General features: G+C 43.7%; 24 protein-coding genes and 1 other RNA gene. 17 read left to right on the forward strand and 8 right to left on the reverse strand.

The features are described from left to right. Positions 1-85: 85 nt before the first annotated feature. Positions 86-490, reverse strand: coding sequence for a hypothetical protein (locus tag KNO85_RS06230; protein WP_214787914.1), 405 nt, complete (start codon positions 488-490; stop codon positions 86-88). A 120-nt stretch (positions 491-610) separates the two neighbouring features. Between KNO85_RS06230 and rnpB the strand changes: the two genes are divergently transcribed. Together rnpB and KNO85_RS06240 are read left to right on the forward strand one after the other, a co-directional pair. Then, positions 611-978: RNase P RNA component class B (gene rnpB / locus KNO85_RS06235), an RNA gene on the forward strand. Positions 979-1,103: 125 nt separating this feature from the next. Next, positions 1,104-2,267 (forward strand): THUMP domain-containing class I SAM-dependent RNA methyltransferase, encoded by a 1,164-nt coding sequence (locus tag KNO85_RS06240; protein ID WP_214787917.1) that lies wholly within the window; start codon positions 1,104-1,106, stop codon positions 2,265-2,267. A 66-nt stretch (positions 2,268-2,333) separates the two neighbouring features. Here the strand turns inward: KNO85_RS06240 and KNO85_RS06245 are convergent, their stop codons facing one another. Next, positions 2,334-3,470: a tyrosine-type recombinase/integrase gene (locus tag KNO85_RS06245; protein WP_214787919.1), complete on the reverse strand. Its 1,137-nt coding sequence runs from the start codon at positions 3,468-3,470 to the stop codon at positions 2,334-2,336. 252 nt (positions 3,471-3,722) lie between these two features. On the opposite strand from KNO85_RS06245, the gene KNO85_RS06250 reads away from it, so the two are divergent. Both KNO85_RS06250 and KNO85_RS06255 read left to right on the forward strand, forming a co-directional pair. Beyond that, positions 3,723-4,184 (forward strand): Panacea domain-containing protein, encoded by a 462-nt coding sequence (locus KNO85_RS06250; protein WP_214787922.1) that lies wholly within the window; start codon positions 3,723-3,725, stop codon positions 4,182-4,184. An 11-nt stretch (positions 4,185-4,195) separates the two neighbouring features. Then, a complete protein-coding gene (locus KNO85_RS06255) occupies positions 4,196-4,891 on the forward strand; it encodes a hypothetical protein (protein WP_214787925.1) in 696 nt (231 codons plus the stop codon). Between the two features lie 219 nt (positions 4,892-5,110). Here KNO85_RS06255 and KNO85_RS06260 read toward each other — a convergent pair whose 3' ends face one another. Continuing rightward, positions 5,111-5,752, reverse strand: coding sequence for a hypothetical protein (locus KNO85_RS06260; RefSeq protein ID WP_214787928.1), 642 nt, complete (start codon positions 5,750-5,752; stop codon positions 5,111-5,113). A 105-nt stretch (positions 5,753-5,857) separates the two neighbouring features. Beyond that, positions 5,858-7,219 carry an SNIPE associated domain-containing protein gene (locus tag KNO85_RS06265; protein ID WP_214787931.1) on the reverse strand — a complete coding sequence of 454 codons (1,362 nt, stop codon included), beginning with the start codon at positions 7,217-7,219 and terminating at the stop codon, positions 5,858-5,860. A 231-nt stretch (positions 7,220-7,450) separates the two neighbouring features. Here KNO85_RS06265 and KNO85_RS06270 point away from each other — a divergent pair, with 231 nt between their 5' ends. Further along, positions 7,451-7,678, forward strand: coding sequence for a phage holin (locus KNO85_RS06270; RefSeq protein ID WP_214787934.1), 228 nt, complete (start codon positions 7,451-7,453; stop codon positions 7,676-7,678). Positions 7,679-7,774: 96 nt separating this feature from the next. Further along, positions 7,775-8,329 carry a M23 family metallopeptidase gene (locus KNO85_RS06275; protein WP_214787936.1) on the forward strand — a complete coding sequence of 185 codons (555 nt, stop codon included), beginning with the start codon at positions 7,775-7,777 and terminating at the stop codon, positions 8,327-8,329. Positions 8,330-8,346: 17 nt separating this feature from the next. On the opposite strand, the gene KNO85_RS06280 is transcribed toward KNO85_RS06275, so the two are convergent. Together KNO85_RS06280 and KNO85_RS06285 are read right to left on the reverse strand one after the other, a co-directional pair. Then, positions 8,347-8,601, reverse strand: coding sequence for a hypothetical protein (locus tag KNO85_RS06280; protein ID WP_214787939.1), 255 nt, complete (start codon positions 8,599-8,601; stop codon positions 8,347-8,349). A 112-nt stretch (positions 8,602-8,713) separates the two neighbouring features. After that, positions 8,714-8,893, reverse strand: coding sequence for a hypothetical protein (locus KNO85_RS06285; RefSeq protein WP_214787942.1), 180 nt, complete (start codon positions 8,891-8,893; stop codon positions 8,714-8,716). 313 nt (positions 8,894-9,206) lie between these two features. Between KNO85_RS06285 and KNO85_RS06290 the strand changes: the two genes are divergently transcribed. The 8 genes from KNO85_RS06290 (at position 9,207) to KNO85_RS06325 (ending at position 15,557) form a co-directional block, all read left to right on the forward strand. Next, positions 9,207-9,779, forward strand: coding sequence for a papain-like cysteine protease family protein (locus tag KNO85_RS06290; RefSeq protein WP_214787945.1), 573 nt, complete (start codon positions 9,207-9,209; stop codon positions 9,777-9,779). A 13-nt stretch (positions 9,780-9,792) separates the two neighbouring features. Further along, the gene (locus tag KNO85_RS06295; protein ID WP_214787948.1) at positions 9,793-10,551 is read left to right on the forward strand and encodes a hypothetical protein; all 759 of its coding nucleotides are present in this window, start codon (positions 9,793-9,795) and stop codon (positions 10,549-10,551) included. A gap of 505 nt (positions 10,552-11,056) precedes the next feature. Continuing rightward, a complete protein-coding gene (locus KNO85_RS06300) occupies positions 11,057-11,239 on the forward strand; it encodes a hypothetical protein (protein ID WP_074034388.1) in 183 nt (60 codons plus the stop codon). A 44-nt stretch (positions 11,240-11,283) separates the two neighbouring features. Beyond that, positions 11,284-12,195: a Gfo/Idh/MocA family protein gene (locus KNO85_RS06305; RefSeq protein WP_353047806.1), complete on the forward strand. Its 912-nt coding sequence runs from the start codon at positions 11,284-11,286 to the stop codon at positions 12,193-12,195. Positions 12,196-12,254: 59 nt separating this feature from the next. Next, positions 12,255-13,673, forward strand: a complete 1,419-nt coding sequence (locus KNO85_RS06310) for an alanine/glycine:cation symporter family protein (protein ID WP_214787954.1) — start codon at positions 12,255-12,257, stop codon at positions 13,671-13,673. A 106-nt stretch (positions 13,674-13,779) separates the two neighbouring features. Then, positions 13,780-14,610 carry a YihY/virulence factor BrkB family protein gene (locus tag KNO85_RS06315; RefSeq protein WP_214787957.1) on the forward strand — a complete coding sequence of 277 codons (831 nt, stop codon included), beginning with the start codon at positions 13,780-13,782 and terminating at the stop codon, positions 14,608-14,610. 71 nt (positions 14,611-14,681) lie between these two features. Then, positions 14,682-15,236 (forward strand): hypothetical protein, encoded by a 555-nt coding sequence (locus tag KNO85_RS06320; RefSeq protein WP_214787960.1) that lies wholly within the window; start codon positions 14,682-14,684, stop codon positions 15,234-15,236. A 15-nt stretch (positions 15,237-15,251) separates the two neighbouring features. After that, positions 15,252-15,557 (forward strand): hypothetical protein, encoded by a 306-nt coding sequence (locus KNO85_RS06325; RefSeq protein WP_251126041.1) that lies wholly within the window; start codon positions 15,252-15,254, stop codon positions 15,555-15,557. Between the two features lie 52 nt (positions 15,558-15,609). Here KNO85_RS06325 and putP read toward each other — a convergent pair whose 3' ends face one another. Both putP and KNO85_RS06335 read right to left on the reverse strand, forming a co-directional pair. Then, the gene (gene putP / locus KNO85_RS06330) at positions 15,610-17,091 is read right to left on the reverse strand and encodes a sodium/proline symporter PutP (RefSeq protein ID WP_214787963.1); all 1,482 of its coding nucleotides are present in this window, start codon (positions 17,089-17,091) and stop codon (positions 15,610-15,612) included. Positions 17,092-17,428: 337 nt separating this feature from the next. Next, positions 17,429-18,400 (reverse strand): D-alanyl-D-alanine carboxypeptidase family protein, encoded by a 972-nt coding sequence (locus KNO85_RS06335; RefSeq protein WP_214787965.1) that lies wholly within the window; start codon positions 18,398-18,400, stop codon positions 17,429-17,431. A gap of 195 nt (positions 18,401-18,595) precedes the next feature. Here KNO85_RS06335 and KNO85_RS06340 point away from each other — a divergent pair, with 195 nt between their 5' ends. The 3 genes from KNO85_RS06340 (at position 18,596) to KNO85_RS06350 (ending at position 22,379) form a co-directional block, all read left to right on the forward strand. Next, positions 18,596-20,128, forward strand: coding sequence for an FAD-dependent oxidoreductase (locus KNO85_RS06340; RefSeq protein WP_214787967.1), 1,533 nt, complete (start codon positions 18,596-18,598; stop codon positions 20,126-20,128). A 74-nt stretch (positions 20,129-20,202) separates the two neighbouring features. Beyond that, positions 20,203-21,675, forward strand: a complete 1,473-nt coding sequence (locus KNO85_RS06345; RefSeq protein WP_214787970.1) for a carboxypeptidase M32 — start codon at positions 20,203-20,205, stop codon at positions 21,673-21,675. Continuing rightward, on the forward strand, positions 21,672-22,379 hold the full coding sequence (locus tag KNO85_RS06350; protein WP_214787972.1) for a glycerophosphodiester phosphodiesterase: 708 nt from the start codon (positions 21,672-21,674) through the stop codon (positions 22,377-22,379). The genes KNO85_RS06345 and KNO85_RS06350 overlap by 4 nt, the downstream gene beginning before the upstream one ends. The last annotated feature ends 165 nt before the right edge of the window (positions 22,380-22,544 follow it).

Here is a 22,544-nt window from a genome sequence, read left to right on the forward strand (position 1 = left end):
TTGAATGAATTTAATGAAGAAAAAGGGAAGGAATCAGAATGTGCAACCATTCTGATTCCTTCCCTTTTTATGTTGTACTCTATCTTTACTTCATGGTGATGGCTTCTCCACACCAACGGATACTCGCTTCTAGTACATTTCCTTGGTCGTCAATATGCTCAAAACTGAGTTTACCATCGCGGATAATCTCGCATAATCCGACTCGAACCCGATCGCTCCAAGCGCGACGTGTTTCATGGGATTCATCGAACACCGGAATCGCATCTGGGAAACGCTCTTCTAGGTGTGCTAAATTATGATGGTCAAAATGATAAGGTCGCTTTGAGAGTTCGTTCGGTGCTTTAATATCGAACGGTTCAAACCCTCGGACGAGACGATTATTTCGGTAGAAGGCGAACACGCCGTTGTTCGGGTGGAGCACTTTAATGTCATCGATTTCTATTACATAGGTTAGACGTTGAATCCAACCGTTTTTTGCATCTTGATGCATCAAAATCCCTCCTTATTCAATGAACACGCCTTATTTTAGCGCTGACTGAACGTAAAATCAAGTTTCGAATTTAAGTTGTCAATCATTGAAATTTCCGCTACAATGGTTGAAGTGACTATGAGGTCTGGACAATCGCGGGATGCAAGTCTTGAGGAAAGTCCATGCTCGCACAGCCTGTGATGGCTGTAGTGATCGTGCTACACGAAAAGATAAGTGTAGGCAACGCAAGTTGACGGCAGAAGAAATACCTAAGTCTACGGATATGGTATACGCTTCTTGAAAGTGCCACAGTGACGGAGTCTGATCGGAAACGTTCAGAGTGGAACGAGGTAAACCCCACGAGCGAGAAACCCAAACTATGGTAGGGGAACTTCCAGACCGGAACCGAACGGGACGGAGGGCGCCGATGTGCGCAGATAGATGATTGTCACTCCATCGTGCCAGGGAAACCGCTATGAGCACCGGAGTACAGAACATGGCTTACAGGACAACATAGTCTCAACTGACAACGACAAGGAGTTCAAGCACATATACTTGAGCTCCTTTTTTCATGATTTTTTTACAACTTACAGAATCAATGAGAGAATTTAATGTAGAAAGAAGGCGATTGCAGATGGCAAAACGTAAACTGATTGCGACGGCAGCGATGGGAATCGAGGCGCTCGTTGCAAAAGAAGTGAGAGATTTAGGATATACATGTGAAGTGGAGAACGGTCGAGTGTATATTGATGCAGAGATGGAGGACATCCCACGTCTGAATATGTGGTTGCGTACGGCAGACCGGGTCAAACTCGTCGTAGCGGAATTCAAGGCGACAACGTTCACAGAACTTTTCGACGGGGTCGTGGCTTTGCCATGGACAGACCTCATGCCGTGGGATGCTGCGTTCACGGTTGACGGTCGCTCGGTCAAATCGAAATTGTTCTCGATCCGAGACTGTCAAAAGATCACGGAGAAAGCGATCGTTGAAACGATGCAACGCGGCTATCATAAGGAAGGGGAATGGTTGCCGAAATCAGGTGCGAAATTCCCAATCGAAGTCGCATTGTTGAAAGACGTAGCGACAATCACAATCGATACGTCAGGCCCGCTTCACCGTCGTGGGTACCGTGAGCTTCATTCACAGGCACCGTTGAAAGAGACGATGGCGGCAGCGATGATTCAACTGACGAACTGGCGCCCGGATATGCCGTTTTATGATGTATTTACGGGATCGGGGACACTTGCGATCGAGGCGGCGATGATCGGCCGGAACATCGCTCCCGGGATCAACCGTGAATACTTCGCACAGGATTGGACATGTATCCCGAAAAAAGCGTGGTATGCTGCCATTAATGAAGCGAATGAGAAGGCGGAATGGGATAAACCGCTTAAAATCTACGGGATCGACCTCGACCCGCGCATGGTGAAACTCGCGAAAGATAACGCTGAACTCGCTGACGTACGTGATGCGATCACGTTCGTGCATAGCGATGCGGCTGCTTTGAAGCCGAAAGAAGAGTACGGTGTCATCATCGGTAACCCGCCATACGGCGAGCGACTGCAGTCAGAAGAAGAAATCATCGACTTGTATGAGCGGATTGGAGCGCAATATGCGAAATATCCTGGTTACAGCGTCTACATGTTGACGAGTTACGAAGACTTTGAGAAGGCGTACGGTCGTCCGGCGACGAAACGTCGTAAGTTGTACAACGGGAATATCGAGACCCAATACTACCAATATTATGGTTTACGTCCTAAAAAGCGCTCAACAGAGCCGATGAATGACGATAAATAAATAGTCATTGCACACTTATTACACACTTTTAATTTTTTTCTGCCTCAGACACACGAAAACCGCTCCCTAGAGCGGTTTTTTTACGTCCTCGATCAACATGGAGAAAAGCTCGGCCGTATCGCCCTGAGTAGTGTGCAATACGTGTGCGTAGGTATCCATCGTCGTCTTTGCATCGGCATGGCCCAGTCGTTCCTGGATGACCTTCGCGTGGACCCCGGCCTTGATGGGCAAGGTCGCATGTGTGTGCCGTAATTCATGCATCGTGATTTCTGGAATCTCGGCCGCTTGGACGGTCAGTTTTTGACGTCGTCTCAGACCTGAATACCATACATAGGCGCCTTTAATCCCGAGACAGACGAGGTCCTCGTCGTTACGCCACCCGAACTTGACCATATCATACTTCTGTCGAAGACGAGACTTCTCGAGAAAACGGATCAATTGTTCGGGGATGGTGACGACCCGGGCCTTCTTCCCTTTGGTCTGCTCGAACGAATAGCCGCCCTTCGTCTCGATGGCGGTGCGGGCGATTGTGACCTGTTTGCGGTCGAAGTCGATGTCCGACCAACGGAGTGCGGTTGCCTCGCGGGCACGCATGCCCGTATAGGTTATCGAGTGGACCGCTGTACGATAACCGTTCGCCATCGTCTCATCCGTAGCCTCGAGGTATCGTTTCAGCTCGTCAGGGGTGAGTGTCTTATATTCCTTATAGCCTTCCGACAATTTTTTGACGGCAGCCATCGGGTTGTCACCGCTGTAATAGTCCATTCGGCGAGCCCAGGAGAAGAATCCGATGTAGACTCTCCGTCGAATATTGACAGTGTTCGGCTGCAGGCCCATATCGAGGTATTCCCGAAGCAGGCGGAGGCAGTGCTGCGGTTTTACTTTGTCTATGTTCAGACGCTTGAACCAGCCTGGTGCGTTCTCCACAAAACTTGTATAAGTGTTGTACGTCGTCTTGGCCATCGTGGTCTTGATGTAAAACTCGAGCCAGTCATCGAGCACCTCGCCGACTCGTCCTTTCGGACGTACCTTTACGAACTCACCTTCCTTCTGAGCCCGGATCTGGTCGGCGACCCAATATTCTACGGTCTTCTTCCTTTCGTCGGAGAAGTAGCGTTGCACGCGTTTACCTTCCTCGTTGAAGCCTAGAGAGAGTCGAACCTCCCATTTTCCGTTTTTCTCATTCTTTTTGATTTTTGCCATTTACATCAACCTCCTTCCAAACTAGTAAATATCCCGAACGTACTTTCGTTTTTTTTGATGTCTCAAGTTTAACAAATTATGAACCCGGAAATAATAAAAATAGAACTACTTACTCTTTTTCGCACTTTTTTTAACCATTCTTGTAACATTATTGTTATTATTAATACGAACACAAGGTAAAAAGGCGAACGTGGGTTCTTTAAAAGAACCCGAAAAAAGCGACCGTCTACCTTTCAGTTAGGGGGTATTTACATGTATAACATCCAACATGTGGTCAATTACTTTTTGAGCCAAGAAGCGATGACTCCAAAAAAATTACAAAAACTACTTTATTACGCGTACTCCTGGTATCTTGTATTGGAGAACGAAGAGTTGACTGATCCGCCGGAACGTCTATTCAGTGAAAAATTTGAGGCGTGGGTACATGGTCCGGTTGTCCCAAGTATTTATCACCAATATAAAGAAAACGGGGCTAACAACATCCCGAAAATAGAAGACTTTGACCCGGTTGATGCCGGATTCACTTCTGATACTATAGATGTCCTAGAGCAAGTCTGGGAAATCTATGGTGGCTACAACGGTAACCAACTTGAATCGATAAGTCATCAGGAAAAACCTTGGATTGAAGCGCGCGGGAATTGCTCACCAATCGAGATTTGTCGTACAGACATCAAAGATGAAACAATCTTTGAGACATACGGCTCTCGTTTATAAGAGGAATAAACATGACACGTCAAAGAAGAATCGTCAACAACAAAGTTCCAACCCAAATTCCTCAAGAATCAAAGGCCGCTGCAGGGAAAGTCGTCTCATTATTCGGACCTTCGAATGACGACATCCCGCAGTTTTTCTTTTCCAATCCAAACTGGATGCGAGGTGCCAAAGTAAGAGGGGGAGTAACGACGTTTTTAAAAGACTCTGCGCAGTACGCTGAGAAGACAGCTATTATCCTGACTTCGCTTCTTCCTAAACTGATGAGTGATTGGGATTCGCTCTATCCTTCCCCGAATCGTCATCAGTATGCTCATTGCCATAGTCTCAAAAATGATGCGTTATTAAGAGCGAAAGATGTCATCAGAAAGATTTATGGGGAATCACTTGATGAGGAATCGGAATATATGAAAAATATATGGCAGTTCGGCTTTAGCCAGGGTGTCCGATTGGTTTGTGGAGTGAGTGGCCGCAATAAGATCTATCCTTTGTTTGTGGACTACCATCATCTATTGTTCCCTAACGCGCATTACAATGAACATGACTACGAGACGTATCGCTTTTGTCCGAAACATATGATTGAAATGGAAGAAGAAGTTCAGGAAGAGACCGCAGTGAGCTCCGTCCTCTACATCTCCCAGGAACAATTGTATGAGGCGATGGGGGACATGTGTGACGCATGTGTAGAAAGACTGGAAGATCTGATATGATACATCTGTAGAAGAATTGCATTAACAAAATTTCTATTTCAAACAGTTTTGCAGTCTATAAAAATCATAGTTTTAAATAAAGATGCTGCAGACAAGTTGCTTGTCTGCAGACTTAGAACCAAAAGAAATCTCTTTTTTATATCTAAACTCGTTTTTAAAAGCCTTTACATCTTTCATGTAGTTCGAAAGATGTAAAGGCTTTTTGTACATATTTATTAATTAATCACATAACTTGATAATGTGTTTATTGCTCTTATTTACAATTTTGATAATACCCCCATTGAGATCTCTAGGAGTATCCCATCTATCTATCGACTCTAAGGGGTGGAATACATTTTTACAAGAGAGGACTGGAAATTGGGCTCTTATAAATGTATCATCTTTAGGGATTTTTATCTCTCCATTTAAAAAAATGTTTTTGCTCGATAATGCAAATATCAATTTTCCGATTTCTCTCTTGGTGGTGGGGTCGAATAGTTTAACTTCTTGAAGAATCGAAATCATACACAAAATGATACAGTTAATAGTTTCGTTTGATAATTTAGTTAAACCATTTGTAGTAAAAAAATTATTTATACCGTTTCGAATTTGTTTGAAAGAGAAAACGTCATCGATTTTCATTGTGCCAGCTGCTTTACCCAAATTAATTAAAATGTTCTCATTTCTCTCTAAGTAATCCTTGATATCACCTTTCGATTTTTCTCTGTGTGCTATAAAATCCCCCATTTCTCTTATAAATTTATTACTCCGTGACTTTTCTCTTATCAGTATAAAAAAGCTGTATACATCAAGCTCATCGAATGAATTTTCGATAAATTTATTGTGTATTCGATGGACTAGCTCGCTTTCTTTGGCATCCAATGTTTTCACCTCTTATCTATTAGCGGATCATGAATATTAATTATAATTTTCATCCAATTTTAGTAATTATATAATTTATGAATGTTAAATGTCTGTCACTTTGAATCAACGACTAGTTGCGGCTTCACTCTCTGACAAGATTTGAAGCGTTCGATTATATTCCTCGGCCTGAGCCAACTTCGTAATCTCAAGCGTCTGGTCGAATTCCTGTTTGATAACATCGGCGACTTCATCAATGTTGACCTTGAAGAACTCCTTGCGGAAGTTGACCTGATTCACGCGACGGTCGGCGAAACGTTTGTGTAGCTTGTTCTCGAGGTTTGGTGCATCTTCTGAAAAAATCATGGCGTGGATGTCGAACGTGAACGGTACCGATGCGCTGCCAAGCTCACGGATCCGCTCGAGTGGCTCAAGACGACGTGTCATACCGATTTTGTAGACATGTTCCCCGAATGAACCGATGTTCGAGATGACATAGACGTAACCAGCACGCGTGTTACGCTCGCGGTTCTCGATATCACCTTTGATCTCCTCGACTTCTTGAAGCTTCGCCTCGAGTTCCGCAATCTTAGCCTCCAGGGCAGTACGCTCTGATTCGCTCGCATTCTCAATTTTAGTACGTGCAGCGAGTAGGGCGGCCTTAAAGTGAGTTTCTTCCTTCTCAACTTTTTTACGCGCTTCTTCGATTTCTTTCAAGACACGTGCCTCTTCTCGCATCTGCTCTTTAATGGCTTGCTGTTCTTCCTTCTCCTCCTGTTTTTTGACGCGGTACCTATGCATGACTTGAAGCTCTTGAAGTTTCAGTTTGAGATACTCATCCGTCATGAATACAGACTGCATGTCGGTCAAAGAGTTCAATTGCCTGAAGCTCTTCGCGATCTTGTCGATCGACCGGTCATGGTTCGTATGCTTCACGCCGGCAATGATGACGTCGCATTCGTTGTTGAAGGCTCTTAAAATCAGCTTGATTGTGTCATTCACGAACTCTTTGCCTTTCTTCTTGTCATCATCAACGGTATAAGCGCTTGGGTGAGTGGTAGCGCGTTTCTCTTTGATTAATGCCTTCTGCTTCGCACGCACCGCGTCCAGTTTTGCCTTCAACATCTCGGATGTGTCGTCGTCCGTCAGGTAGCGAGGAGGTGAGTATAAGCCATGCTCGATTGCAGACAAACGCCCTTTATATTCGTTGATGCTCAGACCAAGCTGGTCACGTGTACGCTTGAGAGTCTCGACTTCTTTTTCAAGCGAAGATCGTTCCTTCTCGATGCCTTTTTTGAATTTGTCCAATTCGGCACGCAACTGTTCTTGTTTGACCTCGTTGTGTTTCTCGATGTTTTCGATTTCCTTTTTGAGGTCGATATATCGAACCTCTTCCTTCGTCAACTCGATCCGTTCGATTTCTTTCGTCAAGCGCTCGACTTCTTCCCGGTTCTGTCGCGCGTTCATGATATCTTGCCACCAACCCATATCATTCATCTCCTTTGAAAAATACATATGTGCTATTACATAGAAAAGGAACGAGGAATGAAGTTCAGCCTCGTTCAGTCGACAAACTTATAAAATCACTATTAAATTGTAACATGTAAGAATATGGAACAATTTATTTACAAATGAGAATCGTTCGACAAAACAATGCCAATTCTGGGACTTTGACGAACATCTCACCTTGTCCCGATAGGAAAAATGGTTGAAAATATTTTGTGTTCGGTTCATACTGGGAACAAGAAAACAGAACAAGTGTTCTTGTCACTAGGCTATAACCCGATGCCTTTTTCTGAAGAGCAGGTGACGGTAGGTGTCAACGCCGTGATTGGTGTGGCAGGGACGGTTTACATCTGGTGGGAAAATGCACCGATGACGAAAGAGACGCAAGAAGCGCAAGAAGCGCAGGTATATCTCGAAGAGTTGAAGAAACGAAAAAAATGAGAGTGGAGGTAGAAAATATGGTTGAAAAGGCGATTCTTCCTTTAAATAACGCTAGGGTTACAGCGGGTTACAAAAACGAATTATACAAAAAAAAGTATGGGATTCGAGCATTTCGGTACCGACATGGCAGACAAGTTCCGCAAAGATATCTCGATTTACGCCCCGTTCAAAATGAAAATCGTGGCGGTCGGATTAGATACATTGATGGGTGGGATAATTATTGCAACCAGTGTGAATCCAATCGATATCCATTACGGGCCGAAAAAGGGTTCGCGACGCCTAACAGTACGGATGGCGCATCTAGCCAAAACTTATGTGAAGGTCGGTGACCTCGTTTCCCCAGAAGATTCTAAAATCGCAGACTACGGTTCGACTGGGAAATATGGAGGTTCTCCGCACTTGCACATCGAAATCGATACGGATGTGGAGTATCCGCAATATAGCCCGACTCTTTCGCGTTCGTCTAAGCTATGGAAGAAAGGGAAAAACTCCACTTTAAATCCAATGGACGTGTTCAAGGTAGACGCGAGCGGGCAACGCGGATTTAAACAGACATTCTCTCATGCGAAAGCATCGCGAGGTTGGGTAAAACCAGATGATAAAACGACAGTCGATCTCGATGGGAAAATCGTCAAAGCAAAAAGTGTGTGAAACATGAAACCCCACCTTTATCGGGTGGGGTTCTTTTTTCGTTTGACTGTGGGCTTCACATACATCTTACGGCTGTGCCCTCGATGTAGATAGACCCATTGCCACCACGTTTCATCACGGCTCTTCACTTCGCAGAGGTATCGCATCTTGAGCGGATGGACCTTGATAACGCGAAACTTGATGAGAGGATCGAGATTCCCCATCACTAATCTGGAGAAAATAAGTTCATACGTGTCTTCATATAACAGGAATGGCCGTTTTGTCGCTGCCATGTTTTCACCTCATATCGAGCATACGCCCTGCCCAGACAGTCCTGCAATCGTCAGAATTGTGAAAGATGAATGTGAGCAAATGAATATAAAATAAAAGCCCTCATCAGGGAGCTCAACCGATCTTCGTCGTATTCGGCACAATGTCTTCGAACCTAAGTTGCGTCTGTTCCTCCGTACGTGTGACAATCTCGGCCCGGACCACTTGCTCGCCCTTCTGGATAACCCGCATGCCCTCAATATATCGCATCACTTCCATGATCTCTTCCTTTGACCCGATGATTGCCAGTTGCATATGATTGCCTCCCCGTTCCACAAACAGGCGAAGATTTAATAAAGTAATATACCCGTATATTACGTAAAAGAAACGAATTTCACACCAGTTCTCCAACTATATTTACTGAACACTGGGTGTATGGTCTATGTCTATATAGCAATAAAACTGATTTAAAATAAATCTTTAGATGATGATATATTGTTGACTACTAATTTTTACGTGTTATAAAAAAATGGTAAATTTATTGAATTATGTTTACAAAAATTCAACCTTTTGTTTTAATTAAAATGTAAATTTAGATTAATTTAACAAAAATGGTGAGGTGGAAAAATTGAAGAAAGTTATTGTGTCTTTTTTACTGTCATTTATAGTTTTAGGTAATATAAATGCAGTATCGGCAGCGGAAAAAAACTTGGCAATGTATACATACAGTCAAGAAAAAAGTAACTGGTGCTGGGTGACTGGAGCTCAAATTGTATCACGTTATTTAACTAGTACAATTTATTCTCAGTGTGAGTTGTACAAGGCTGGAAAAGGTGGAACATCTTGCTCGGGAAATCTAGGTGGTGGTTTTTATGGAGATATGACCAGAGCATTAGAAAGAGGTAACGTTTATCCTGGTTATGCAACTAACGAATTCGCAAACATGACAACTATAGTTAAAGAAATTAATAGAAATGCACCATTATTAATTAGATTTGGATGGAAAAATACAAATTTGGTTGAAGGGCATATGATTGTTGTCCGAGGATATAACACTGACAACGATTATGTCAGATATATTTTCCCATTACAGTCAGCAAGTTTTTCGGATAAAACTTCAGAATTACGTTCAAATTCATATGCATACACAGAGGAAAACTCAAGTTGGAAAACTACACATTCAAGATGGAATATGTATTGAGGAGGACATCTAAGTGAAAAACAAGCTAGTTATTTTGTGCTTATCGATATTTGCAGTATTTAATACACAATTTAGTGTATTTGCGGATGCACCTACTGCAAAATCGGCTGAGCAATTTGCTAAGTTACATTTTAAAGAAATTGTATTAGAGCATATTAGATCTGAAGATTCTATGTACTACAATTTATCAAAAAGTGAAGAAATCTCATTCGGTAAATTATATAAAGTACATACTTTATCAAAAGAGTTTATTTCTTCAAAAAAACAGTTAACCGGTAACCTAGGTATTGAAGATGGGAACCTATATATTTCTGCTGTATATCAAGATGGAAATCCAGTGAACGTCATTAGCACATTCAAGAATAATAATGGTGAATTTATGTTTGCTACTTTTGGATTTGGAGCTGAACTTGCAAAAGCTCTTGATGAAAAAAGTACAAACGGTGGAAAGATAATTTACGAGGAACCAGCTGATTCTTGGTACATCTTTGAAAATGGGCGAGTGTCTGGATTCTCTAAACCAACAGATAATATGTTAGGTGGAGAAAGTTTAACGTTAAAAGAGTTTCGAGAGTATGTATATGATAAATACGGTAACTTAACTGGAATTACTGAAAAAGGAGAGCAAACAAAAGTAGGTACTAGTTTTCAGAAAGCTTATGAAAAAAAGGCACCTGAGATAGTTCTTCAATCAGGTTTGATAATCTCCCTAATTTCAATTATTATCGGTTTAGTATATTTTAAACGAAAAAAATCTAAAATCTCAGTATGATACTTTAAACTGCTAATAGGTAAAATTATTACTTTGTTTTTAGAGTTTCGTTACTCTGTTACTTAAATAAAAAAGTTGCCATTCTTCCTAAATATTAATGAAGGAGTGGCAACTTTTTTATGTGGTGAGTAAATGCAACAGAATTAAATACTTATACGATTGGTTTTAAATGATTCAATTGCACATCAACTTTTTAAACTTTAATTGCACACCTCATTGCACACTAAGTAGATTATGCTAGTCGACAAGGCAATCGTTACCCCTATTTAATATAGTAGAAGATGACAAGGGACGAGGGACGAAACAATATAAATAGTACTATCAATTCTTCGGGAAACGTCGTCCACGACCAGATCGTGACACGTCATCAAAACCTGAATAAGAGATCGAATGACCGTTCTAGTGGGCGGTCATTTTTTCTCGTTCCCCTAAAACCAACTCAGTTGTTTCATCATTGGGCGAACAGGTTATACATATCATATGTATAATAAGAGGGGGACATAGGATGCAAAAGTATACGGTCGAATACCAGTTACATGCGAAAGAGCAGAATACCCGGACGGTCGAGGTAGAGATGGATCGGGTGCCAGACTTGAATAACCAAGAAGAATTAAACGCTGCCTACCAAATCGTTTCGGACGCCATTCGGGAACCGATTACAAGTTTTGAGATTGTATCCATTACATGAGCCCGGGGCAATTGCTTCGGGCTTTCTACATATGACTTAAAGGAGTGGACAGATTGAATATTTTAGTAGTAGGACTTGGTGATGTGGCTAAAAAGGCGTATCTCCCTGTGTATGCCGGCTTGAAAGGTATTGGTGTGTATCTCGTGTCAAGGAGTGAAGAGAAGTTGAACGACATCGTATCGACGTATTGTTTCGAAGGAGGATATACGAACCTTCAGGACGTTTCGATGACTCAAATTGATGCTGTCATGATTCATTCGACAACAGCGGTTCATTACGAGCAAGCCAAGTATTGTCTAGAGCAAGGTAAGCATGTCTTCATCGACAAACCAATCACGTTTGCACTTGAAGAGACTGAGCGACTTGTCGCATTGGCGAAAGAGAAAGGCGTTCATCTCGTCACGGGCTTCAATCGTCGATTCGCGACGGCCACTCAGGCGTTGAAACAAGTCGAGCAAAAGAATATGGTGTTCATTCAAAAAAATAGGACGTATAAACCGGCCACACTGCGAGAATTCGTCATCGAAGATTTTGTACATGTCGTCGATACATTACGTTATTTAACGGACCTTCAACCTGTCGAACGGTTGCGTGTCACTCCACGTTATGACGGGGATGTATTGAAACAAGTCATGATTCACTTCACTGCAGGTGGAATCGAAGCAATCGGTTGGATGAACCGAGATAACGGCTGCACCGAAGAAGTGATGGAGGTCATGTCACCGTCAGTGAAACGAGTCACGCGTGACGTCGAACGGATTATGGAATACGGGGTCGACGGGATGACGGAATGGTCGCTAGACCCTTGGGAGTCAAATTTGAAGCGTCGAGGTTTCATCGACTTGATTGAAGATTTTGTGAAACTGTTAAAAGGGGAACCGAATAGGTCTGTCGTCGCTGAAGATAGTCTAGTGACGCATCGACTATGTGAAGAGATTCTTGAGGCCGTGCAATGAACGGGCTGTTTCTCGCAGATTCAGAGCGGGTAAAAACCCGATAAAAGGAGGCGATTTCGTTGGATATCCGTGAACTGATTATGCAAATCAATGACTATTTATGGTCGTACCTTCTCATCTTCGTATTGATAGCAGGAGGACTTTATTTTACGATTCGGATGGGGTTCGTCCAGTTTCGGATGCTACCTGAGATGTTCAAGTTACTATTTGTGAAAGGTCTTAAACACGAGAAAGGTCAGGTCTCTTCTTTCCAGGCGTTCGCCATTGGAACGGCGGCACGTGTCGGTACGGGAAACATAGCCGGTGTATCGACCGCAATCGCACTAGGAGGTCCTGGTGCCGTGTTCTGGATGTGGCTCATTGCCCTGATTGGAGCGGCATCGGCGTTTGTTGAAAGTACGCTCGCCCAAGTATATAAAGTGCACGACGGCAAGGCGTGGCGCGGTGGACCGGCCTACTACATCGAACGAGCGCTCGGAGAACGCTGGCTTGGGATTGTATTTGCGATTTTGATTACGTTTGCGTTCGGTTTCGCGTTCAATTCGGTACAGGCAAACACAATCGCCCTTTCGGTCAATAATGTGTTTGAGATCGACACGGTATGGGTCGGGTTGATTTTGTCGGTTGTCACCGCTATCGTCATCTTTGGTGGGATTCGTTCGATTTCAACGTTATCAGGAATCATCGTCCCGGTCATGGCTGGGGGATATATTCTGCTCGCCATCTGGGTCGTGCTGACAAATCTCGATGTCGTACCTCAAGTCTTTTCGGCGATCTTCTCTGAAGGCGTACTCGGTTTCCAACAATTGTTCGGTGGAGCGGTCGGAGCGGCAGTCCTTCAAGGGATTCGACGAGGGCTGTTCTCGAACGAGGCTGGGATGGGATCTGCGCCAAACGCGGCAGCTACGGCTGAAGTGAGTCATCCGGTCAAACAAGGATTGATTCAATCGCTCAGCGTATTTGTGGACACGTTGTTCATCTGTACGGCAACGGCGATGATTGTTTTGATCTCAGGCGTAGAAGGGTCTGAGTCGTTCCAAGGGATTGAGCTTGCCCAAGAGGCACTTCTCGTTGAAATCGGTCCGATTGCGACGACGCTTATGACAATCGCGATTCTCCTCTTCGCCTTCAGTTCCATTTTGGCCAACTACTATTACGGAGAAACAAATATTGAATTCATCTCGGAAAAGAAACGCTATCTGATAATCTATCGAATTGCAGTAATTGGAATGGTCATGTTTGGTTCAGTTCGGTCGGCTGGATTAGTCTGGTCCATCGCTGATATCTTTATGGGCCTTATGGCGCTCGTCAACATGTATGCGATCTTCCGACTAAGTAAAGTCGCGAAGACGTTACTAGATGACTACATGGCGCAAAAGAAAGAAGGGCGAGACCCGGAATTCTTCAAAGAAGGGGTCGACCTTCCCGGAAAAGAGCACATCGAAGCATGGGAAGCGAAAAAAGAAGAAATCAGTTAAATCGAGATACGAGAGTGCTTCCAAAAAGGGAAGCCTCTCTGTCTTTTCAATTTATTTATTTCAAATACCGCATTTTAATTATATTTCATGAAAGAAGAGAGTAATTATGAAACAAGTTTTGATGACAATCGTCAAGCGTTTCTTTACAGAACGCTTTTTTGATCAAGCAGCTATGTTGGCCTATTATTTCATTCTATCCACGTTCCCGTTCTTATTATTCGTTCTAGGGATTGTTGGCTTATTACCATTCACGAGCGGGGATGTGATTCAAGCGTTATCGCTCATCATGCCTGAAGCTAGCTATCGACTTTTAGAAGGAAATATTGAGGCGATTTTCGACAACTCCAAACTGAAATTGGCATCATTCAGCATTTTGCCCGCTCTTTGGATTTCTTCGATCGCCGTACAATCATTGGTCCGTGCTTTGAATGATGCTTATCGAGCAGTCCGAAATAAAGCATTTTGGAGAGGGGTCTTACAAGATATTGCGATTACATTGGCACTTATGTTCGTACTGCCGTTTTCATTACTCGTACCGGTAATCGAGACGGCACTTCGAGAAGTGTCTTCTTACATCTTGTTCATCGATGAAATTGTCACAACCTATGCTCAAATCTGGTTTTACTTCAGATGGATTGTTGGGACGGGTCTACTCTTTACGGTATTCATCTTCGTCTATAAATGGTTGCCAAGTATATCAGGTACATTTAAGAATAGCTGGGCCGGTGCTGCATTTGCGACTATGGGAATTTTAATCGTATCTAACGTATTCAGTTACTACTCGCAGTTTGCGAACTATGAACAGTTCTACGGTCAACTTGGGGCGTTCATTGTCTTATTAATTTGGTTTTACCTTGCAGCTTCCGTCATTTTGCTCGGCGGACTCTTGAATGCGACATTAATCGAAAGGAAAGAAAAAACTTCATTAGACGTGTAATTGCTAGTTATCATTTAAAAGAATAGGGAATGGTAACGTAAGGTCACATCATCTAAGCGGAGGTGGGAAACATGGATATGCAACGGCTCGTACACAATCGTCGTTTCATCGATCAATCATTGTTTTACCTCGCCTTACATCTGTGGAAATGGGTTCTTCTGTTACCTGTCTTATTCTACCTCGACGTATCGTTTCGACATTCGCCATTCTCTGAGTTTCTGATCGTTAGTATCATCCTGTATCTCATGTTTCGGGTGATACAATACGTCATCGCCAGCCGTGCTTCTTTCATGGAATTGGTTGAGTTCGGCTATTCAGTTTTATCACTCGTTCTCGTCTTTTCATTTTTGATGGAAATCGGTGCACCACCGGTCGCCATAGCCATCATTGGCGCAGCATACCTGAGCCATCCGATGCTTGCATTGCATCATTATCAAAATTTCTCTGAACGAAAATGGCTGAATAAGCAATTTCAATTGTTTAGTCCGATGTTGCGCCAAGGAGAGGTACCTGTTCATGTCCTCGTATTGACGGAAGATGAAATAGTGATTACTGTAGAGAGTGGAAAAGAGTTTACGTACCGTCATATTTATTGGGGCGGTTTTTATGTAGAAAATGCTTCCTAAAAGGTGGTTACTCCGTTGTTTAGTGGATTCGACAATATCATTGTCATTTTGTTCTGGATTGCGACATTCATTGCGTTCTTCAAAGGAGCGTATGATATGTGGCGTGAATATCGAACGACGAAAGAAAAATCAGTGTTATACTATCTAATCGCGATGATCATTACATGGTTCTGGTTTAACCCATATGAATTGATGGCACTCCATCCGTTCGTATTGATGGCGTATTATTGGAATCGAAATAAATGGATGCGTAACGCTATGCTCGTATTAGTGCTCGTTCCATTCGTGATTCGCGTCTGGTTAATCGCAGCAACGATGTAAGACAAAAACTCGGTCCCTTTGAAGGGAACCGAGTTTTTGTTTTGAACTTTGATTATTCTTTTTTCGCAGCTGCCAATTCGGCTTCCATTTCACCGAATTCACGGTTGATGCGTTTTTGTTCTTTCTGGCTAGTAAAGTTACTGACAAGTACGATTGCCAACATACTTAAGAAGAAGCCAGGAACCATTTCGTAAAGGACAGTTGAGAGTCCAGTGACGATCCAAAGAATAACTGTGATAGCACCTACAAGAATACCAGCAAGGGCACCTTGGCGTGTCATCTTGTTCCAATAAAGTGACAATAGGATTGCTGGTCCGAATGCAGAACCGAAACCGGCCCAAGCATAACCAACGAGTGTCAAGATTGTACTAGAAGGGTTGAGTGACATAAGTGTCGCTACAAATCCGACGAGTAAGACACCGATACGACCAGCGCGTACCATTGTTTTTTCACTTGCTTCTTTATTAAAGAACTTGCGATAGAAGTCTTCTGTCAAAGCAGACGACGTAACGAGCAATTGTGACGATACAGTCGACATAACCGCTGCAAGAATCGCAGCTAACAAGAATCCAGTGATGAACGGGTGGAACAAGACTTCAGAGAATCGAATGAAGACTGTTTCCGGGTCACCGAGCGGATTCCCTTGTCCACGGAAGTATGCGATTCCGACGAAACCAGTCATGACTGCACCGATGATTGATACTGTCATCCAGCTCATTCCGATGCGGCGAGCTGTTTTCAAGGATTTCACATCACGGATTGCCATAAAGCGAACGATGATGTGCGGCTGACCGAAGTAGCCAAGTCCCCAAGCGAGGAGACCGATAATCCCGAGTGTCGTTGTCCCTTTGAAGAGATCGAACAAGTCGGCATTAATTGTTGTTGCAGAGTTGACAGCAGTGTCCACTCCACCGAGATCCGTTAAAGCAACAAATGGAACGAGCACGAGTGCCAAGAACATGATGACACCTTGTGCGAAGTCCGTCCAACTAACTGCCGTGAACCCACCGAAGAGGGTATATAAGATGACGACACTAATTGTGACGATGACACCTGTCTGATAGTTTAATCCAAATGAGCTTTCAAACAACTTCCCACCAGAAACAAGTCCGGCTGACGTATAGAACGTGAAGAAGATGATGATGACGGATGCAGATAGGATCCGTAGCCAGTTCGAGTGATCTCGGAACCGATTCTCTAAGAAGTCTGGAATCGTAATCGAATCGTTCGCCATCTCTGTGAAGACGCGAAGTCGTGGAGCAACTAACAAGTAGTTCAAGTAAGCTCCGATGACCAATCCAACGGCTAACCAAATTGCTGATAGTCCAGTTGCATACATTGCACCCGGTAGTCCCATTAACATCCAACCACTCATATCCGAAGCTCCGGCTGACATGGCTGTAACTCCTGGCCCCATTTTACGGCCACCTAACATATAATCTGATGAATCGGTCGTTCGCTTGTACGCAACGTATCCGATAAGAAGCATCATCACGAGATAAAGCGCGATTGATACCCATTCTTGCCATAGCATTGAATTACCTCCTATTAAGTTAAGAAAATCTATTTCATCAAACTCGTTCGCGATTGTGTGAAGACATCACACAGTCAAAAGCAAAAGTTGAAAAGGCGAACTTGTGTCTTACCTTACCGAACGATTTAAATGATTGCAAACTGACACCTTTTCATAAAAATGGCTCTAAAGCCCGTCGTATCAACGGATGAGAGTGAAAATGAGGTGTTTAAAAGTTTAAATATTCTGAATATTTGAAATGTTGAGGACTTCCCTGTGTAACATTTCTGTAATATTAGACCTGATTTTTCAGAAAAAACGAAAAAGAAAGAGCATGATTCACATGCTCCTTCCCTGGTTATTGAAAAGCTTTCTCTTCGACAAGACGCATCGTCGGGAAAGTCTGCCCCGATTTCGCCTGCATTGTAACCAAAATATATGTCTCATTTTTGTGTTGCATGATAAACACCATCGTATAACCCGACTCATCAGTATAGCCAGTTTTCGTAGCGGTCACATACTTCGAGTAGTGGATACTTCGTTCATTGACGGATGAACCGAGGTGATACCACCAGCGTCGTTTACCATTTCCGTCTTTATCATTGAATTCTGCCTTAAATTCATATGTACCGGCAATTTCAACGAGTTCGGGATATGTACTAAATGCGTAGGCAATCTTGGCCATATCGTTTGCCGTCGTATAATGGTTCGGATCCGAATAGCCGTGAGCATTAACAAAGTGAGTACCTGTTAATTCCAACACGTTTGCACGTTCGTTCATCAATTGAACGAATGCCTCAGTCGACCCGCTCGTGTATTCTGCCAAACTGTTTGCGGCATCATTACCTGATTCGAGAAGAGTCGCATAGAGCGCTTGACGTACCGTCAACGTATCTCCAATCGCAAGGTGGGCAATATGGCTATCCCAAGGGATATCGAGTGTCGAAGACTGAATTGAAATGAGCGGCTGATCGAGTTCGTTCGCTGCCGATGCTTTTTCGTAGGCGAGTAGGGCCGTCATCAATTTTGTCGTACTGGCCGGAAAAACACGATCGTCAGCATTTTTGTCGATCAAGATTTGCTGTTTGTCTACATTTACGAAAGTCATCGCGCCAACAGGGATATCCTCGTTTGCAATCAACATCGTATCACTAGGATTCCAAGTACCCATCTCGATTTCAGGAAACACTGGGCCTTGTTTAATCGGTTCGACTTTTAATGTGGCGGCTTCTGCAGGCTCTGGCGATTCTTTATCCTGTTTGAATCCGACTAACGTCGGGATCAGTGCGACAATTCCGAGCAATACTATTGCTGCAATCATTCTTCGCATGATGTATGTTCTTCTTCGGTGTCTCCTTCTACGGGTCAAAAAAGTCCCTCCTTTCATCGTTACTCTATAAACATAATAGAAAATGTAGATGTTTTGCGCTCATAAAATAAATAACTAGGTCAATGATTCAAGATGAAAGAATTGCGTTTCGGGTATAGAGATAAAGATGCTCACAAAAGGAAAGGAGAATGTATCATGCATCGATATCCGTTCACGAGCTCCATCTGGCGGCAACATGATACCGGGACATTATATCCACCATTAACCGCTTCAGAGTCATCTGAAATCGTCGTTATTGGGGCAGGTATTGCTGGTCTGGTCTGTGCGTATGAACTTCAAAAGCGAGGGAAGCAAGTCACGCTTCTTGAAGCATTAGAGATTGGTCACGGGACGACAGGACACACGACGGCCAAGTGCTCTGTCCAACATGGGACGATTTATCAGAAACTGATTAGACACTTCGATGAAACGACTGCCCGACTATACTACGAATTTAACTCAGAGGCACTCGTCTATTTAAAAAATCAAATAGACGAGGGATTTGATTGTGATTATTCGGTTGAAGACTCTTATTTATATTCTACAGAACCAAATGAGGAACTATCTAAAGAGCTCGATGCTTATCGTCGTTTAAAACTGGATGGTGGGGAGGCGACCAACGAAGCCGGTGACGCACTTCCCTTTCAAATAGAGCAAGCGCTTGTGATTCGAAATCAAGCACAGTTCCATCCGGTCAAATACTTACGTGAATTGGCAAATCGATTTGTCGGTCTCGGCGGAAAGATTTATGAACAAACGAGAGCGTTCGAGGTAAGTCAAGGTCCTCGACCAATTGTCACGACTTCAACAGGAAGAAGAGTGCAGGCAAATCAGGTCGTGATTACAACACACTATCCATTTAATGACTTACGAGGCTTATACGTATCAAAATTCTTAGTGGAACGATCTTATATCGTCGCTTGCGAGACGGACGCAACACCGCTAAAAGGGATGTATTTGAGTGTCGACCGCGTCAGTCGCTCGTATCGGACATATGAAGAAAACGGAAGAACTTTTCTGTTGGTCGGGGGAGAGGGGCATACAGCGGGACAGGTGACAGACACCCGAAATCGCTATGATCGTCTAGAGAGCGATGCGCAACACCATTTTAAAACGATGCGTGCGACGTATCGTTGGTCTTCTCAAGATCTCATTACTTTGGACTCGCTTCCGTATGTTGGGCAAATGTTCAAACGGGAACCAGACATCTTACTAGCGACAGGATTTCTAAAATGGGGGATGACGAACGGGATTGCAGCGGGAAATTTACTCGCAGACCAGCTCACCGGTCGTCCAAATCGTTTTTCAGAATTGGTGTCTCCGCTTCGAAAAACCGTGAAACCATCTGGTGTTGGTCCATTTGTCAAAACCAATCTTGATACGGCAACACAATTTGCGAAAGGTGCCGTGGATCGCGTCCTCGAACGTCGAGACGTCGAGGACCTTCAACTAGACGAAGGTGGTATCGTACAAGTGGACAACCAGACGAAAGGCGTATATCGAGACCTCGATAACCATTGTCACGTAGTCAATCTGACATGTACACACCTCGGTTGTACAGTGAAATGGAATAATGCGGAACGGACATGGGACTGTCCTTGTCACGGGTCACGTTTTGATGCAAAAGGTGCTGTGCTGGAGGGGCCAGCGACAAAACCACTTCCCTACAAGAAGCGAGAAGATTTGTAAACTAGTATAGGCAAAGGTTGACAGCTATAATAAAGTAGAAAGAGAATAGACAAACTTATAGGGGTGAATGACAGATGGAACTAACAAAAGAATGGCGTGAACATTTTAAGCAACTACGTGCTTTCGATGAAGCAATCTCTCTCTTATACTGGGATATGCGTACACAGATGCCGGAACAGTCGGCACCGCTTCGGGCGGAAACAATCGGTTATTTGTCGACCGAGGCATTTAAACGACAAACGAGTGAATCGTTCGCATCTTTACTAGGACGAATGACTGAGGAAGAGGGTCTGTCTGATGTCGAAGCGCGTTCGCTTGAAGTCGCAAAAACTCAATATGAACGAAATGCGAAGATTCCTCACGATGAGTATCAAGCATATGTGACGCTAGTATCTGAAGCAGAAACCGCATGGGAGAAAGCAAAAGACCAAAATGATTGGGACATGTTCGCTCCTTATTTAAAGAAAATTATCGGATTCCAGCAGAAATTTGCGGAATATTTCGGCTATGAGAAACATCCATACGATGCCCTTCTTTATGATTTTGAGCCAGGGATGACAGTCGAACTTCTCGATCAACTGTTCGCTTCGCTCCGGGATGAGCTTGTACCACTGATTCAGCAACTTCCAAAAGAATCACTTTCAATGGACTGGTCAATGCCGGCAGACGTACAGGAAAAGATTTGTCACGATTGGATGAATGTCGTCGCATACGATTTATCACGTGGGCGTCTCGATGCGACCGTCCACCCGTTCGAAATCACCATCAACCGTCGTGACGTACGAATCACGACAAAATATGATGAAACTGATTTTCGGAACGCCTTATTCGGAACGATGCATGAGGCGGGACATGCGACGTACGAGCAACAAATCGATCCGATGTTTGATGAACTCGGTCTAGGCGGGGGAGCATCAATGGGAATCCATGAATCGCAGTCACTTTTCTTTGAGAACTTTATCGGTCGGAGCGAAGCCTTCTTACGTCGCGTATATCCGAAACTCCAGGTGCTCTACCCAGCATACGGAGAAATCGACTTTGATACGTTCTATCGTGGGGTGAATGAAGCGAAACCTTCTCTCATCCGGATCGAAGCGGACGAGTTGACGTATAGTCTCCACATCATTATCCGCTATGAGCTCGAGAAAGCGCTCATTCAAGGAACGTTATCCGTCGATGAGCTCCCAGCTGCCTGGAATGAGAAATATAAAGAGTACCTCGGGCTCGACGTGCCATCGAATGCCAAAGGTGTGCTACAAGATGTACATTGGGCTGGTGGTTCGTTCGGTTACTTCCCAAGCTATGCGCTCGGGTTGATTTATGCCGCTCAATTGACGGAGTCTTTGAAAAAAGACCTTCCTCAGTTTGAGACATTGATTCAAGACGGTGAGATTGAACCAATCAAAGCATGGCTACAGGAAAACGTCCATCAATACGGAAAACGCCTGACACCGAATGAACTCATCCAACAAGTGACAGGACAGGAAATCTCGGTCCAACCACTCGTTCGTTATCTAACTGACAAGTATCAGACCGTAGCCAAATGAAACGATTCGCGCATCGAGGTGTGATGGCGTTACAACCTGAGAACACGATGTCGGCATTCAGACTCGCGCTTTCTGCGGGAGCGGAGGGGATCGAGACAGATGTTCATTTGACAAAAGATGGTGAGCTCGTTCTCATCCATGATGAGACGTTGGAGCGAACGACTGACGGAAACGGTTTGGTATCTTCATATACACTTGAGGAACTGAGAGCATTTAACGCCGGTGTACGATATTCTCAACAAGAAGTAATCCCGACACTACAAGAACTCCTCGAACTTGTACGGGATGAAGAAATAATCTTAAATTTAGAAGTGAAAACCGATATCAAGCGTTACGAAGGTATTGAGTCGAGCATTATCGATTTGATTGATTGGTCAGGTATTGATCCATCTCGCATTATCTTCTCTTCTTTCAATCATGTCACAGTACATCGATTAAAAATGATGCGACCGGATATTGAAACCGGAATGATACTGGCACAACCATTGTATGATCCCATTCGTTATGTATCCTCTGTAGGTGTTGATGCAGTACATCCTGATATCAGAAGAATTACAGACGAAGAAATAAAAATGTTTCAACAACATGATATTGCTGTCAGACCCTACACGATCAAGACGAAGGCTCAACTCGAGCGCTGCCGAGCGTTACAAGTCGATGCTATTTTTGTCAATGATGTTGAATGGGCAAGTAAAACCCCTTAGTCGCAGGCTAAGGGGTTTTATAATTCGATGTGAGGGAACTACAATTTATGTAAAGGTTGCGCTTTCATTCGTTAGCATATCGGAGCACATTCAGGACATAATGTCCCCTTTACGTCACTGTCGGATTGTCTTAAGTTTAAGATGTCACCGAGCTACATAGCAATC

Origin of the sequence: Exiguobacterium sp. s124, from assembly GCF_018617485.1 — a bacterium.
Lineage (GTDB): Bacteria > Bacillota > Bacilli > Exiguobacteriales > Exiguobacteriaceae > Exiguobacterium > Exiguobacterium aestuarii.

What these genes read in the sequence shown, in the direction of transcription:
- KNO85_RS06230 (WP_214787914.1), bottom strand. Translation starts at nt 490, where the DNA reads ATGCATCAAGATGCAAAAAACGGTTGGATTCAACGTCTAACCTATGTA.
- KNO85_RS06240 (WP_214787917.1), top strand. Translation starts at nt 1,104, where the DNA reads ATGGCAAAACGTAAACTGATTGCGACGGCAGCGATGGGAATCGAGGCG.
- KNO85_RS06245 (WP_214787919.1), bottom strand. Translation starts at nt 3,470, where the DNA reads ATGGCAAAAATCAAAAAGAATGAGAAAAACGGAAAATGGGAGGTTCGA.
- KNO85_RS06250 (WP_214787922.1), top strand. Translation starts at nt 3,723, where the DNA reads ATGTATAACATCCAACATGTGGTCAATTACTTTTTGAGCCAAGAAGCG.
- KNO85_RS06255 (WP_214787925.1), top strand. Translation starts at nt 4,196, where the DNA reads ATGACACGTCAAAGAAGAATCGTCAACAACAAAGTTCCAACCCAAATT.
- KNO85_RS06265 (WP_214787931.1), bottom strand. Translation starts at nt 7,219, where the DNA reads ATGGGTTGGTGGCAAGATATCATGAACGCGCGACAGAACCGGGAAGAA.
- KNO85_RS06275 (WP_214787936.1), top strand. Translation starts at nt 7,775, where the DNA reads ATGGGATTCGAGCATTTCGGTACCGACATGGCAGACAAGTTCCGCAAA.
- KNO85_RS06280 (WP_214787939.1), bottom strand. Translation starts at nt 8,601, where the DNA reads ATGGCAGCGACAAAACGGCCATTCCTGTTATATGAAGACACGTATGAA.
- KNO85_RS06285 (WP_214787942.1), bottom strand. Translation starts at nt 8,893, where the DNA reads ATGCAACTGGCAATCATCGGGTCAAAGGAAGAGATCATGGAAGTGATG.
- KNO85_RS06300 (WP_074034388.1), top strand. Translation starts at nt 11,057, where the DNA reads ATGCAAAAGTATACGGTCGAATACCAGTTACATGCGAAAGAGCAGAAT.
- KNO85_RS06315 (WP_214787957.1), top strand. Translation starts at nt 13,780, where the DNA reads ATGAAACAAGTTTTGATGACAATCGTCAAGCGTTTCTTTACAGAACGC.
- KNO85_RS06320 (WP_214787960.1), top strand. Translation starts at nt 14,682, where the DNA reads ATGGATATGCAACGGCTCGTACACAATCGTCGTTTCATCGATCAATCA.
- putP (WP_214787963.1), bottom strand. Translation starts at nt 17,091, where the DNA reads ATGCTATGGCAAGAATGGGTATCAATCGCGCTTTATCTCGTGATGATG.
- KNO85_RS06335 (WP_214787965.1), bottom strand. Translation starts at nt 18,400, where the DNA reads ATGCGAAGAATGATTGCAGCAATAGTATTGCTCGGAATTGTCGCACTG.
- KNO85_RS06340 (WP_214787967.1), top strand. Translation starts at nt 18,596, where the DNA reads ATGCATCGATATCCGTTCACGAGCTCCATCTGGCGGCAACATGATACC.
- KNO85_RS06345 (WP_214787970.1), top strand. Translation starts at nt 20,203, where the DNA reads ATGGAACTAACAAAAGAATGGCGTGAACATTTTAAGCAACTACGTGCT.
- KNO85_RS06350 (WP_214787972.1), top strand. Translation starts at nt 21,672, where the DNA reads ATGAAACGATTCGCGCATCGAGGTGTGATGGCGTTACAACCTGAGAAC.